Origin of the sequence: Pectobacterium parmentieri (genome assembly GCF_001742145.1) — a bacterium.
GTDB classification, from domain to species: domain Bacteria; phylum Pseudomonadota; class Gammaproteobacteria; order Enterobacterales; family Enterobacteriaceae; genus Pectobacterium; species Pectobacterium parmentieri.
Genome location: NZ_CP015749.1, coordinates 22351 through 37705, shown reverse-complemented (window position 1 = coordinate 37705; position 15355 = coordinate 22351). Strand labels below are relative to the sequence as shown.

10 protein-coding genes and 1 pseudogene are annotated in these 15355 nt (G+C 52.6%); 7 read left to right on the top strand and 4 right to left on the bottom strand.

What is annotated here, in order from left to right:
* Positions 1-29 precede the first annotated feature (29 nt).
* The 4 genes from A8F97_RS00145 to dtnK all read right to left on the bottom strand — a co-directional run bounded on the left by A8F97_RS00145 (position 30) and on the right by dtnK (position 5817).
* Entirely contained in the window at positions 30-1997 is a 1968-nt protein-coding gene (locus A8F97_RS00145; protein ID WP_015731199.1) for a YjhG/YagF family D-xylonate dehydratase, read from the bottom strand.
* Between the two features lie 139 nt (positions 1998-2136).
* Positions 2137-3054 (bottom strand): dihydrodipicolinate synthase family protein, encoded by a 918-nt coding sequence (locus A8F97_RS00140; RefSeq protein ID WP_015731200.1) that lies wholly within the window; start codon positions 3052-3054, stop codon positions 2137-2139.
* A 461-nt stretch (positions 3055-3515) separates the two neighbouring features.
* On the bottom strand, positions 3516-4496 hold the full coding sequence (locus tag A8F97_RS00135; protein ID WP_005975080.1) for a D-threonate 4-phosphate dehydrogenase: 981 nt from the start codon (positions 4494-4496) through the stop codon (positions 3516-3518).
* Positions 4489-5817, bottom strand: a complete 1329-nt coding sequence (gene dtnK, locus A8F97_RS00130; protein WP_025919388.1) for a D-threonate kinase — start codon at positions 5815-5817, stop codon at positions 4489-4491. Before dtnK ends, A8F97_RS00135 begins: the two co-directional genes overlap by 8 nt.
* 235 nt (positions 5818-6052) lie before the next feature.
* Between dtnK and A8F97_RS00125 the strand changes: the two genes are divergently transcribed.
* The 7 genes and pseudogenes from A8F97_RS00125 to cutC all read left to right on the top strand — a co-directional run.
* A complete protein-coding gene (locus A8F97_RS00125; RefSeq protein WP_014701358.1) occupies positions 6053-7189 on the top strand; it encodes an iron-containing alcohol dehydrogenase in 1137 nt (378 codons plus the stop codon).
* Between the two features lie 194 nt (positions 7190-7383).
* On the top strand, positions 7384-8268 hold the full coding sequence (locus A8F97_RS00120) for a dihydrodipicolinate synthase family protein (RefSeq protein WP_015731203.1): 885 nt from the start codon (positions 7384-7386) through the stop codon (positions 8266-8268).
* A 38-nt stretch (positions 8269-8306) separates the two neighbouring features.
* Positions 8307-9722: a sodium:solute symporter family protein gene (locus tag A8F97_RS00115; RefSeq protein WP_014701360.1), complete on the top strand. Its 1416-nt coding sequence runs from the start codon at positions 8307-8309 to the stop codon at positions 9720-9722.
* A gap of 3 nt (positions 9723-9725) precedes the next feature.
* The gene (locus tag A8F97_RS00110; RefSeq protein ID WP_014701361.1) at positions 9726-10913 is read left to right on the top strand and encodes a sialidase family protein; all 1188 of its coding nucleotides are present in this window, start codon (positions 9726-9728) and stop codon (positions 10911-10913) included.
* A 65-nt stretch (positions 10914-10978) separates the two neighbouring features.
* A complete protein-coding gene (locus tag A8F97_RS00105; RefSeq protein ID WP_014701362.1) occupies positions 10979-11446 on the top strand; it encodes a NanQ anomerase/TabA/YiaL family protein in 468 nt (155 codons plus the stop codon).
* Between the two features lie 45 nt (positions 11447-11491).
* Positions 11492-12181: an SDR family NAD(P)-dependent oxidoreductase gene (locus A8F97_RS00100; protein ID WP_033072130.1), complete on the top strand. Its 690-nt coding sequence runs from the start codon at positions 11492-11494 to the stop codon at positions 12179-12181.
* Between the two features lie 785 nt (positions 12182-12966).
* A pseudogene (gene cutC / locus A8F97_RS00095) lies at positions 12967-15342 on the top strand (choline trimethylamine-lyase); the annotation flags it as partial.
* Positions 15343-15355: the final 13 nt, after the last annotated feature.

Here is a 15355-nt window from a genome sequence, read left to right as displayed (position 1 = left end):
CAGAATTTATCGATATAGAATAAAAGGCATTAATAATTTAAAACTTTCATACCTGCACGTAATGCATCGATAATTTTATCGGTATCATAAATACAGCCTTTCCAAGTGCCACCGCTTGCCGCCTGCAACGCTGCCCACAGGCGTGTATCATCGGGTAGCTCAGCGTGAGCGCTCAAATCAGGATGGGCCTGACGTGTCGCCAACAGTTCAGCGCCTTCTTCCGGCGTCAGTCGCTGTTCGGTGGTGCCGATAAAGTTAATAGAGCCCGACAACTGCTGCCTATCGACAATAATCTCAATAATATCGCCATCGCGCAGCTTGCCTATCGGACCGCCGACTAACGCTTCCGGACCGACATGACCAATGCAGGCTCCCGTTGATACACCAGAGAAACGGGCATCCGTGATAAGAGACACGTGTTTGCCGTAGGGTAAATGCTTCAGCGCCGAGGTGACCTGATATGTTTCTTCCATACCGGTGCCTGATGGCCCTCCGCCGATAATGACCATAATATCGCCGTGATGAATCTGACCGTGTTTAATGGCGTGGATCGCCAACGCTTCGGAGGTAAAGACGCAGGCCTTGCCGGTATGACGATAGACACCATCTTCACCCACCACGGAGGCATCGATCGCCGTGGATTTAATCACCGATCCTTCCGGTGCAATATTGCCCATCGGGAAGGTAATCGTTGACGTCAATCCTCTTTCGCGTGCTTGCACGGGACTCATGATGACCTCATCGGGGCGGATACCATCCAATTCCCACAGGCGCTCACGGAATATCCTCCGCCGTTCGGAGGTCTCCCACCACGCAAGATTGTCACCCACACATTCTCCCGTCACGGTCAGCGCATCCTCATGCAGTAACCCCAGATCGCGCAGGTGCAACATGACTTCCGGCACCCCGCCAGCCAAAAACGCACGCACGGTAGGATGATAAACCGGGCCATTAGGCAAAACACTCACCAGACGCGGCACGCGACGATTGATCGCAGTCCAATCATCAACACTCGGGATCCGGCAGCCAGCAGCATGTGCAATCGCGGGAATATGCAGCAGCAAATTGGTTGACCCACCAAACGCCGCATGAACCGCCATCGCATTCTCGATAGCCTTATCAGTCAGGATATCTCTGGTGCTTAACCCCTTACGCTCTAGCGTCAATACCGCACGCGCCGATTGCCGGGCAATTTCCAGCCAGACCTCCTGACCAGAAGGTGCCAGTGCCGAATGGGGTAATGCCAGCCCCAGCGCCTCTGCCACCACCTGGGAAGTCCCTGCCGTGCCAAGAAATTGGCATCCGCCGCCCGGCGAAGCGCACGCTCGACAGCCAAGCATCGCGGCTTCTTCCAGCGTGATATCGTGGTTGGCAAAACGAGCGCCAATGGTCTGAACTTTCCCGGCATCTTCACCCTGTGTTGGCGGCAATGTAGCCCCGCCGGGAACAATAATCGTCGGCAGAGTATGCATAGAGGACAGCGCAATCATCATCGCCGGCAGCCCTTTGTCACAGGTGGCGACACCGATAACCGCTTTGCGGGTGGGGAGCGATCGAATCAGACGACGAAAGACCACCGCAGCATCATTCCGATACGGCAATGAATCAAACATGCCGGTGGTTCCCTGAGAACGACCATCGCAAGGATCGCTGATATAACCGGCAAACGGCACGCCACGATGCAGCGCAACTTCTTCAGCCGCCGCGCGCATCTGCAAGCCAATCTCCCAATGTCCCGTGTGATAACCTAATGCCACAGGCTTACCATCGGCATCGCGGATCCCGCCCTGCGTACCTAAAATTAATACCTCGCTACCCAGTAATTTATTCGGATCCCATCCCATACCAGCATTAAGCGTCAGGCCGAAAATATGGCCGCTCGGCGAGTCAATCAGCATTTCCGGTGTCAGCGGTAATGCTCCCTGAGGACCTTCCGCATGCGTCTGAATGTCATAAATCTGCGCATTGTCCTGATGAAAAATTGTATTTATAGACATGGCTTATTCACTTATTTTTTGGGAATAAAACGTACTGTTTTCTTTTAGATAACAGCATGCACGACATCACTACTCACTGAATTCCGGTTTCAGGCCACATGCACGGCACCAGCGTCCCGTAACCGGATAAATCTTTTCGTTATTTTTCTGATAACACGCCCGCATCAACGAGCGTTTGCCGAACCTGTGCTTTCTGCTCGTTATTTAATGGCTGTGTCGGCGCTAAACAGGCCGTGGAAATATCCAGCCCCATTAGCGTCATTGCTTCTTTCACGACATTCACAAATGGACTGTCAATTTGATAGAGACGCGGCAATTGCAAAATCGTTTTATGCATGTCCATCGCCTCAGCGAATTCCCCATTACGCAGCGCCTGATAGATACCGACCGACAGTTCAGGTACAAAATTGGCACTGGCGGAGATTGCCCCGTCTCCCCCCATCAACACCGTATTCAATAAGTGATCGTCAAAACCACAGAACACCGCGAAATCAGGATGGGCGGCCTTCACCGTGGTGATCATATCGCGCAAATGCGCCACAGAATCGATGGTGTCTTTGATACCGACAATGTTGTGATGTGCATCGGCCAGACGTTTCACGAGAGCGGGATAGAGATCCTGACCGGTGAGCTTGGGGAAATTGTACAAAATCACCGGGAGCGAGACAGCGGTGGCGATGGCGCCGTAATAGCCCATCAAGTTCTCTTCGGTAATTTGCCAGTAATAGGGGTTAATAGCGACAACCGCATCTGCACCAGCGGTCTCAGCATGTTGACTCAGCGCGACGGCTTCACGCGTGTTTGTACTGCCTACGCCAATCAATACCGGAACACGGCGATCCACCATACGAATCACAGCCTCGGTCAATGCCATACGCTCTGTCGCAGACATTTGCGAAAATTCCCCTCCTGTACCGAGGAAAAATAGCCCATTCACGCCTGCGGCGATCAGGCTGTCAATCACGCGTTGCATTCCTGCTTCATCCAGAAGGCCGTCACTCGTAAAGATTGACGACACTGGCGGAATGATCCCGGCGAACTTGGTGATAAATCCCATTTAACTTCTCCTTACAGCATCAGATAGCAAAAAAGAAACGAACATTCTGCCAATACATTTGGTCAGTGATGATGTTTTTGTTTTACATTATAGAACACAGTTCTACATTACATAACCGAAATGCTAGCACCACAGTTTGTGGCGAGTAAATAACCGACAGAGCGAAACATTGAGAAATGGTCACTGGATCACAAAATAAAGACACGGAAGGAAACGGAGAAGCGGTAATCAGTCAGCCGTGCTGCACCAGGAAAACAGGTGCCACAAGGAATGATCCGGTGTTGGAAAAACACGCTAGAGAAGGAAAGAGGCGCTACGCAGAACAGGGGATGGGAAGGAATAAAACGATATATTCTTGGTTGCAGGATACCAGAACCCTTCCCAAAGGAGGGAAGGCGATATCCTGCAATGTGTACTGTCGCTTAAAACACCGTGCTGACAGCGGCGGTAGCCGCTGTCAATCAGGCCAGTTGCATCGCGAGCTGAATCGAGATCGCCATGCTTTCAGGCTTCGCTTTACCCGTCCAGGCAATGTCAAATGCCGTACCGTGGTCAGCCGAGGTGCGAATAAACGGCAACCCAGCGGTGATGTTCACTCCGTCATAGAAGCCCAACAGCTTGAGCGGGATGTGCCCCTGATCGTGATACATCGCCACCACCATATCGTACTGGCCTTCATACGCCTGCAAATAGACGGTATCCGGCGGGCACGGACCATACACATCAATGCCTTTGGCCTTCATGGCTTCAACCGATGGCGAGACAATTTTAATCTCTTCGTCACCAAACAAGCCATTCTCACCCGCATGCGGGTTAACCCCGGCAACGGCGATACGTGGGTGGGTAAAACCGACGCGTTTAAGGAAGACGTCTGCCATGTCGATCACCGTTTCCACGCGATCGCGGTTCAGGGTATCGAGGAATTTTCGCAGCGCAATGTGCGTTGAAACATGGATAACCTTCAGCTTATCGGTATACAGCACCATCGCATAGTCGCGGCTGTTGGTCAGCTTCGCCAGCAGTTCGGTGTGACCCGGATAAAGGTGGCCCGCCGAGTGCAGCGCTTCTTTATTCAGCGGCGCGGTCGCGATCGCATGCACCTCACCCGCCATTGCCAGTTCGGTGGCCTTCTTGATGCAGCGGTAAGCTAAATCGCCCGCTTGTGCCTGAACGACACCCGGCTTCAGCGCCTGTGGATCTTCCAGCGGTTCATCAATGATGTTGATGACGCCCGGTGCGAATACGGCGTCAGCCGGTTTATCAATGATTTTCAACTCTACGGCAGGCACCACATTCAGCGCCAGAACACGTCGCATCGTCTGTACGCAGCCCACCACCACAGCAGATGCGCCGGAAAGCTCACCTTCGGCCAGAGATTTGATAATAATTTCTGGTCCAATCCCTGCCGGATCACCCATCGTTACTGCAATAATTTTACTCACTGACCTTCTCCTCAATAAAACGTAAAACGTCGAGCAAAGTAGTTTCGTTGCCAAAACCCCCCGCTTTAGTCATCACAGGGGTCATGCCGACAACGCTGTTCAGCAGGTATCCCCAAGGCACACAGGATGCGATTTGCCCCTTAATCTGAAAACCGGTCGCGCCCAGTGCGGTTGCCACGGCAATCGCAATATCACCACCCGATAAATACAGTCCCCCCGGCAAGCGTCGGCTAGTGTCGTCTGCTGCCAGGCTATCTAGAGCCTGAACAATGCTGCGCGTAAGTTCCCCTAGATAATGGCTGATCGTTTCGCCAAGCTGCTGGCGGGTAAGCCCAAGTTGCTGACACCGCGCGTCGATCTCGAAGCGCTGGTTCTCGTTGTGACAGGTACGAATAATGCAGTGTTGGCCGTTCATCAGTGCGCTCACCGCGTCCTGACACTGGGACGCCATGACGGTGGATGAATGGGATGAAAAGAGCGCGCTGATGTCGATCTCAACCAGCGTGACATCGCGGTGCTGGCGAGCGATTGCAATCTGTTTTTGAGCAATATCACTCATTGATCCCACGACGGCCAGCAGCGGTTTCTCGGCTTTGTGTGTAAAATCCAGCGCATTGGCCAGCGCTTCGCTCAGGCCTGCCGAGCCGACCAACAAGGGACGAAACGGCAGCGCCTTGGCGGCATCAACAATATGCGCCAGGTCGTCTTGCACGTCCGTATCAAGAATAATCAGACGCGCCCCCTCGTCAGCCAACTGCTGTAAACGCAGGGCTAAATTAGTCTGACGAACCTCATCAAGATGGACTTCTGCCACTGGCAACGCGGTCTGTTCCGCCAGACGAGCGGCAATAGAAGCCGAGGCCACCGGGGTTTTCGGATCGCTGGCAAATTCGGTATCGGTAAGCAAACGACCATTAACCCAGACTTCACCTTTTCGGGTAATACGTCCCAGCGTCGGCGATGCCGCAGCAATCAGTGCAACAGGCACCTCTGCCGCAGACAGCGCCGCGGCAACTTCCGCGCCCAGATTCCCGCGTAACGTCGAGTCAATCTTCTTAATAATCCAGCCTTGCCCGCCCGCTGCCTGCCAGGCGGCTACCGCGTCTGCGGTACGTTGAGACGCCACATCGCTATGCGCCGCCCGGCTATCGGTGTTGATGACTACCGCATCACCCAGTAAATCCGCATGCAGTTTATTAACGTCAAATACGACGCTAACCCGCGCACCATGCTGCGCCAGTCCGACGCCCGCATCATTGGCACCCGTAAAATCATCAGCGACAACGACGACCAACTCTGCTGATTGCTGCATGTTTGGCATACCTCATTTCCGGTTCATGATTATCTGACAATGATTATATTGAATCACATTTGATTATATGTGAGCAATATCAAATTATTTAAAAGGAATTTCACCTATAAATTATCACCACGATGTGGCAAATGGCGTTCAGTTGTGATGAAAACCACGCCACTTGACTGAAAATAATCACCATCGCAACCATTATCATCACGATAACGCTCTGGCGAAGAAGAGAAAAGGCAAGGTAATAAGCATGAACATCAATAGCACTATCCTCAGCGGCTACCGGGTACTTCAGGACATCAGTCACCTGTTAGCAGGGAAACAGCACGTTTTATTTGTCACCGACAAAAATATTGTCGGGCTGCCTGATGTTAAGGCGCTGATCGCACAAGTTAAGCAAGCCGTTCCGCAGGTTTTGCTGGTTGATAATGTGCCTGCCGAGCCAAGCCAGCACGACGTTGCCCAGATACTGAGTCAGCTCACACAAATCCAGACCGATCTGGTCATCGGCGTAGGCGGCGGCAGCGTGCTGGATGTTGCCAAACTGCTTTCCGTACTGTGTGCAGGTGATGAAACCGTGACACTGGATAGCCTGCTGGCAGGGGAAAAACCCACTCGCCGCACGACATCCCTGCTTATCCCAACCACGGCGGGAACCGGCTCAGAAGCTACGCCAAATGCCATTCTGGCGATCCCAGAGAAAGAGACCAAAGTCGGCATTATTACGCCAGTGATGTTGCCGGACTACGTTGCACTGGTGCCGGAGCTGACCATCAGCATGCCATCGCATATCGCCGCTTCAACCGGTATTGATGCGCTCTGCCACCTGATTGAGTGCTTCACCTCAACGATTGCCAACCCGGTCAGCGACAACTACGCACTGATTGGCCTGAAAAAGCTGTTTGCCAACCTCGAAACCTCCGTGCGCGAGCCGGGCAATATGGAAGCCAAGCTGAACATGCTGTGGGCGTCCTACTACGGTGGTGCCGCCATTGCTCACTCCGGTACGCATCTGGTTCACGCGATGTCTTACCCGCTGGGCGGCAAGTACCACATTCCACACGGCGTGGCGAACGCCATCCTGCTCGCACCTTGCATGCGTTTCGTACAGGACGCCGCACAGGACAAATTTGCCCAAGCGTATGACCTGCTGCCGGATGCCGATCTGACGCTCGGTACGGCAGAAAAAGCGCAGGCGCTGGTGGCCTATTTCAGCGAGTTGGTCAAACGGCTCAACCTGCCCAACACCCTGCAGCAGCTCGGTGTGGAAAAAGATCACCTGCCCTACCTGGTCGATGCCGCATTACAGGTTCAGCGCCTGATGAAAAATGTACCGACGCAAGTTAGTGCTGACGATGTACGTGAAGTTTATCTGACCCTGTTTTAATCGCGCGGCTCTAAATCGCTCATGTTGATTGTTTAAGCATCGAGATATACGGGGCGACCACAGGGGTGAGGCGTCCCTGCGGGAACCTCCCCCGGAGTTTCCCCTAAAGACAGGCTTGAGGCTTTAAAGAACACCGTTTTAAGTAGAACAGTTTTAGGTTTTCACTTTTTGATTACGTGTCACGAGGAAAAACAATGAGTAAGAACATTACTGGCGTCCTGACCGCCATCGTCACGCCATTTGATAACCAGGGCGAATTTAATCCCGCAGCCATGCGTCTTCAGGTTCAACGCCAGATGCGCTATGGCAACGGTATTTTCTGTAACGGCACCAACGGTGAGTTTTTCGTTCTGCACACCGATGAGAAAGTCGCCGTCACGGAAACCTGCGTGGATGAAGTTGCCGGAAAAGTGCCCGTTGTCGGCCACATCGGTGAAATCTCCACGCGGGAAACCATCAAGCTCGGCAAGCGCATCGCCGCGCTGGGTGTCGACGCCGTTTCGGTCATCACCCCGTATTTCATTCCACTAAAACAGGAAGAACTGATCGCCCACTACACCGCCGTCGCCGATGCGCTGACCGTGCCGGTGTTTCTCTACAACATTCCTGCACGCACGGGGAACACGCTGGCACCGGAAACCGTCCGCACGCTGGCGGATCACCCGAACATCATCGGCATCAAAGACAGCGCAGGCAGCTATGAAAGCCTGAGCAGCTATGTGCAAGCGGTGAAAGGCGTACAGGGTTTTAACGTATTGAATGGCCCAGACTCGCTCATTCACCAGGGCTTTGTTGACGGCTGCTCCGCCTGTATTTCCGGGCTGGCTAACGTGGCACCGGAACCGATCAGCCAGATTTGGCACCGTTTCCATGCCGGTGACATCGAAGGCTCTCGTCAGGCACAGGAACAGGTTGCCGAATTGCGTAAGACACTGTACGCCATCGCGTTCTCACCGGCTGTGGTGAAGAAAGCGCTAGCGATCATGGGTGAAGATGTCGGCGTCAGCCGCTATCCGATCCAGTTTTCCGCACAGGATGAAGACAACATCCGCAACATACTTAAACCATTCTCGCAGTAACAGAGAAATTTCAATTTCCACTTATAGGCCGAGAAGATATGAACCATTTTAACTTAACTGACACCCTCATAATCGTTGGGATGATTGTGTTTTATATCGCATTCACCTCATGGTTAACCTACAAGCTCCGCAGTAAATCGAACACCGAGTTCATGGAAGGCTCGCGCGCGCTACCGGCGTTTATCGTCGGTATCCTGCTGATGACTGAGTTTATCGGTGCCAAATCCACCATCGGTACGGCACAGTCCGCCTTTGAGAACGGCTTTGCCGCATCATGGTCGGTGATTGGCGCCGCTATCGGCTTCCCGCTGTTTGGTATGATTCTGGTGAAAAAGATTTATAACACCGGGAAAATCACCATCTCCGGCGCGATTGCCGAGAAATACGGTACCAGCACCAAAAATATTATCTCGATCATCATGATCTACGCACTGTTGCTGGTTAACGTGGGCAACTACGTCAGCGGCGCGGCAGCCATCGCCACCGTGTTGAAAGTCTCCCTACCGGTCGCCGCCGTGATCACTGCTATCGTCAGTACCTTCTACTACTACTTCGGTGGCCTGAAAGGGACAGCCTACATCACGTTGATCCATAGCGCCGTGAAATACGTGGGCGTGATGATCATTCTGTTTGTGGCGTTAAAAATGACCGGTGGCTTCAAACCGATGATCGAACAAATGCCGGATTACTACTGGACGTGGGATGGAAAACTCGGTGCCAGCACTATCTTCGCTTGGCTGATCGGTACCATCGGTTCTATCTTCTGTACGCAGTTCGTGATTCAGGCCATTTCGTCAACCAAAGATGCTACCAGTGCCAAACGCGCGACCTGGGTTGCCTTCTTCTTCTGTATGCCGATTGCACTGGCTATCGCGGTCATCGGCGTCGCAGCGAAGTTTGCCCACCCTGAAATCAGCAGCCTGTACGCTATGCCAGTCTTCCTGCAAGACATGAACCCATGGCTCGCTGGTCTGGTCACGACATCGCTGGTTGCATCTATCTTCATCAGCGTGAGTATGGTGGCACTAGCTATCGTTTCCCTGCTGATTAAAGACTTCTACGTCCCTTACTGGAAACCGACGCCAGAAAAAGAAATGAAAATGACCCGGATCCTCTCGCTTGTCGTAGGTTTCGCGCCACTCATCTTCGTTCTGTTCGTCCCTGAAATTCTGAAACTGTCGTTCTTTACCCGTGCCATTCGCCTATCGATTTCCGTGGTTGCCGTGATCGCGTTCTATCTGCCGTTCTTCGGCAGCGCCCGCGGTGCAAACGCCAGCCTGATATCAGCCTGCGTGGTCACCTCTGTTTGGTATATTCTCGGCAACCCATACGGCATCGATAACATGTATGTCGCGCTGGTTACCCCGGCTGTCGTCATACTGATCGACCGCATGATCCCGAACAAAGCGAACAAAATCAAAATTTCTCAAACTGAAAATAAATCAGGAGCCTGAGTCATGAGTAGCGAAACCATTACTGTGGAACGTAGCGGAAAAGTTCATCACGCAGAAGGCGATGCCGTGCGTCTGGATGCCTACATTCCGTCGGAATGCCCGCAAAATCATGCGGCCAACCTGCTCCATCTGCCGAATGGCGATGTACTGTGCGTCTGGTTCGGTGGTACACAAGAAGGGATTGCGGATATCTCTATCTACATGTCCCGCCTTGTGAAAGGCAGCGATAGCTGGAGTAAAGCCGTTAAGCTGTCTGAGGATGCGACGCGTTCTGAACAGAACCCAGTACTGTTCCTCGCGCCGGATAACGTGCTGTGGCTGCTGTATACCGCGCAGAAATCCGGTAATCAGGACACCGCGATTGTGCGCTACCGCCAGTCCACCGATTTGGGTGCCACCTGGGGCGAAATCGGCACGCTGCTCGATCAGCCGGGCACCTTTATCCGCCAGCCCATCACCGTATTGGAAAACGGCGACTGGCTGCTGCCGGTGTTCTACTGCCGCGTTCAGCCAGGTGAGAAATGGGTCGGCAATAATGATGACAGCGCCGTGAAGATTTCCAGCGATCGGGGTAAAACCTGGCGGGAATATTCGGTACCGAACAGCACGGGCTGCGTACACATGAACATCACCCCGTTGCAGGACGGCACGCTGCTGGCGCTGTACCGCAGTCGCTGGGCCGATTTTATCTACCAAAGCCGTTCAACGGATGGCGGTAAAACCTGGTCAGATCCGGTAGCAACCGATTTGCCGAACAACAACTCGTCCATTCAGGTGACTACGCTGCAAAACGGTCATCTGGCACTGGTGTTCAACCACATGAGCGCCGCCGATGCCACCGATCGCCGCCTGTCGCTGTACGATGAAATCGAGGACGAAGAAGACAAGGCCAGCGGTGCAAAAATGCCAGAAGTGCAAGCCGGCGATCGTAGCGCCTTCTGGGGCGCACCGCGCGCACCGATGACGCTCGCCATTTCGGAAGACGGCGGTAAGAGCTGGCCGTGGCAGCGCAATGTTGAAGTGGGTGACGGTTACTGCATGACCAATAACTCAACGGAGAAGCTGAACCGCGAGTTCTCTTACCCCAGCGTCAAGCAAGCACCGGACGGTAAGCTGCATCTTGCGTTCACCTACTTCCGTCAAGCGATCAAGCATGTTGTGGTGAGTGAGGAGTGGGTCAAGGCGAACTAAACCACGCTGCTTTTTCTCTTTTCCAGCGGGGGCTCTCCCCCGCTATCTTCCTTCAGGACACGATAATGATTGCAGGAAACCTAAACGCCCTAAAACTCGCCACACTGCCCGACGTGCTGTGGACTATTCTGTCCGCATCAGGCATGTCGTTAGCTGAACTGAATGCGTTGCCAGAAGGCCGCTATCAGCCAGAAGGTGCCGAGTGGTTTTACAACATCGGCACGACGAATACCGCACCGCGCGCCACCCGACATACCGAATTTCACAGCAACTATCTCGATATTCAACTGATTCTGGAAGGCGAAGAGATTATCGGTTACGGTCTGAATGATGTGCATGGTCAGCCCGCGACGGAACGTAAACCCGATCTCTATATTCTGGATAACCCACAGGTGCCGCATCAGATCCATCTGCGAGCAGGCGATTTCGTCACGTTCTATCCGGGAGAAGCCCATCAGGCGCTGTGTGCCATTAACGACAATCCAGCACCGGTTAAAAAAGCCGTGTTTAAAATCCCCGTCACGTTGTTGTAATTAAGAATGGTGCATCAAAGCCGTTAAGTTTGATTAAGGAGACACATGTCAGCTACAGCCCCTAAACACGCCCTGATTACCGGCAGCAGCTCAGGGATCGGTGCCGCCATCACACAAAAATTACTGGCGGAAGGCTGGCGGGTAACCGGCCTGTCACGCAAGCCGGGTGACTATTCACATCCACACTTTACCCACCGCGCGGTGGATATCATGGATACGCCCACGCTGATTGCCATTCTGGACGAAATTGTGCAGGTTGATGCCGTCATCCATGCCGCTGGCATAATGAAGGCTGCCCCGCTCGGCCAGCTTTCGCTGGAGGACGGTGAAACGCTGTGGCGATTGCATATCAATGCTGCACAGGTGCTTGCCGATCGACTGGTCGATAAACTGCTGCAAGGGGGCAGGATCGTGCTACTGGGTAGCCGTACCTCTAGCGGTTCCGCAGGGCGCAGCCAGTACGTGACCACAAAATCCGCGATGATTGGTATGGCGAGAAGCTGGGCAGCGGAACTGGCGCCACGCGGTATTACGGTGAACATTGTCGCCCCGGGCGCTACCGAAACCCCAATGCTGACGATGCCGGGTCGCCAGAGCTCTCCGCCGAAGCTACCGCCGATTGGGCGTTTCATTCAGCCGCAGGAAGTGGCCGATTTGGTCGGTTATCTGCTCTCCCCTTCTGCGGCAGCCATTACTGGCCAGCAGTTGGTGATATGCGGTGGTGCCTCGCTGTAGCGCACGTATCCCATTATTACAGGCCAATTTTCTTAAGCGTAAATTGGCCTGAATTATCACCCTTATCTTTGCCGCCCTCCTGCAATTAAAATCATGTAGAATATATTATCCCCTTTCCATTTATTTATAATCCATCCACTCAGAATAATTAACAAGGAAATAATACAAAACAACCAATTTAATAAAACAAAATGAATTGATCTTGGTCAATTTATTAACAAGATAACGCTTCATCATCGTTAAAATAATGACTACACTATTTTGAATGCATAAAAATAAGAAATATATAAAAACAATCCAAATTAATTCATGAGAAAAGCAATCAATATGAACTGCACTTCCATCAGTTAATTAACGTAGATAGCAACACAAACCATTTCAATACCCCACAACACTTAAAGCGTCGTGTGCATTGATTTTTATCAACGCGAATCACTTGGGGAATTGAATATAAAAACCGATCTTATTTTTATAAAAACAACGTTATTAAATAGCGACAACTCAAAAAAAACAACAATAGATTGGTACAGTAATATATATAAATCAATGTTCAGGCGGATATATTTCCTGCCTGCGCGGGGATTCAGAGATTGCTCACTGCACTTACCTTTCCACCCTTTATTGAGTCAGAAAAAATAACAGCAGGAGATTTTCGTATGGATAATGACACGTTAGCACCAGACACGGCCCCTTTCTCACTCGGTAACAGCATAGTGAATAGCGGAAAAATAGCCAGACAGCATGGCAGCAAAAAATCTTCCGCCGATGAAGCCGTTGCAGAGCAAGAAGCCCTTACGCCACGGATGCAGCGTCTACGCGCACACTATTTAGAGGCACGTCCCAGTGTCTCTATTTATCGCGCAGTAGCCTTTACCGAGGTTGCGAAACACAATCCTGGGCTGCCCCCCATTCTGCTACGTGCAAAATCCTTTCGTCGCGCCTGTGAAACCGCCCCTATTCTGATTCAGGATGAAGAACTGATCGTAGGCCACCCCTGCGGTAAACCGCGTGCCGGCGCGTTCTCTCCTGATATCGCCTGGCGCTGGGTGCAGGACGAACTGGACACCATGAGCACGCGCCCTCAGGACCCGTTTCAGATCTCAGAAGAAGATAAAAAAACCATCCGCGAAGAAATCGCACCCTTTTGGCAAGGTCGTTCGCTGGATGAAGTATGTGAAGCACAATATCGTGAAGCGGGTCTTTGGGCATTCAGCGGAGAAACGTTTGTCAGCGATCTGTCTTACCACCAGATCAACGGCGGCGGCGATACCTGCCCAGGTTATGACGTGTTGCTCTTCACGAAAGGGATGAAGGGCATCAAAGCCGATGCGCAGGCAAAGCTTGCCGAACTGGGTATGGAAGATCCCGCTCATATCGATCGCATCTATTTCTATAAAGCGGCAATTGAAACCTGCGACGGCGTCATGGCCTATGCCAGCCGCATTGCAGCACAGGCGCGAGTGCTGGCAGCACAGGAAACCGACGCCTCACGGCGTGCAGAACTCCTGATGATTGCCGACGTCAACGAGAACGTGCCTGCCAATCCCCCTAAAACGTTGCAGGAAGCCCTGCAAAGTATCTGGACGCTGGAGTCTTTGTTCGAAATTGAAGAAAACCAGACTGGCATTTCGCTAGGGCGCGTCGATCAATACTGCTACCCGATGTATGAAGCCGACATTCAATCCGGCCGCCTGACGCGCGAACAGGCACTGGAACTGCTACAGATGTTCATTCTGAAATGTGCGGAACTCATGTGGATGTCCAGCGAAAGCGGCGCGAAATATTTCGCGGGCTATCAGCCGTTTATTAACCTGACGGTGGGTGGGCAGAAACGCAGTGGCGGCGATGCCTGTAACGATCTCACCTACCTGATTATGGATGCGGTGCGTTTTGTGAAAGTGTATCAGCCTTCGCTCGCCTGCCGAATTCATAACCAATCACCGCACGAGTACATGGAAAAAATTGTCGATGTGGTCAAATCCGGCATGGGTTTCCCGGCATGTCACTTCGATGATTCTCATATCAAAATGATGCTGCGCAAAGGCTTCGATTTTGACGATGCGCGCGACTACTGCCTGATGGGCTGCGTAGAACCACAGAAATCAGGCCGTATTTATCAGTGGACGTCAACGGGCTATACCCAGTGGCCCATCGCCATTGAGTTCGTGTTAAACCGTGGTCGCATGATCCTCTTTGATCGCGTTCAAGGGCTGGACACCGGCGACTTGAGCACGCTAGACACGTTCGAGGCTTTTGACCGCGCGGTGAAAGCCCAGATTGCACACATCATCCGCCTGTCGGCAATTGGCACCGTGATCAGCCAGCGTGTACATCGTGATGTCGCCCCCAAACCCCTGATGTCTCTGCTGGTGGAAGGTTGCATGGAAACCGGTCGGGATGTCACCGCAGGGGGCGCAGTAATCAATCATGGGCCTGGGCTCATCTTCTCTGGGTTAGCCACCTACGTTGATTCCATGATGGCCATTCGGAAACTCGTCTATGAAGATCGTCAGTACACGCTGGAACAGATGCGTGACGCGCTGTTAGCTAACTTTTCAGGCTACGACGCACTGCACAGGGATTGCCTGAATGCCCCGAAATACGGCAATGACGACAACGCCGTTGACCCGCTCGCGCTCGATATCACGGAATGGACAGAACGCGAGTGCCGCCAATACAAGATGCTCTATTCCACCTTTAGCCACGGCACCTTGTCTATCTCTAACAATACGCCTATCGGCGCATTAACTGCGGCCAGCGCAAACGGACGTCTGGCATGGACACCGCTCTCCGACGGGATCAGCCCAACGCAAGGGGCAGACAAAAAAGGGCCGACGGCAAGCATCAAGTCTGTCAGTAAAATGAATGTGGAAAGCATGAACATAGGGATGGTGCATAACTTCAAATTCCTTAAAGGCATGCTGGATACGCCAGAAGGTCGCAACGGGCTGATCACTCTGCTGAGAACGTCCTCCATTTTGGGCAATGGTCAGATGCAATTCAGCTACGTTGACGATGAGGTGTTGCGGAAAGCCCAGCAGGAACCAGAAAAATACCGTGATTTAATCGTTCGCGTGGCGGGCTACAGCGCGTACTTCGTTGAGCTTTGTAAAGAAGTTCAGGATGAAATCATTAGCCGCACCATGATTGAGAAATTCTGACCCCTCAACACGT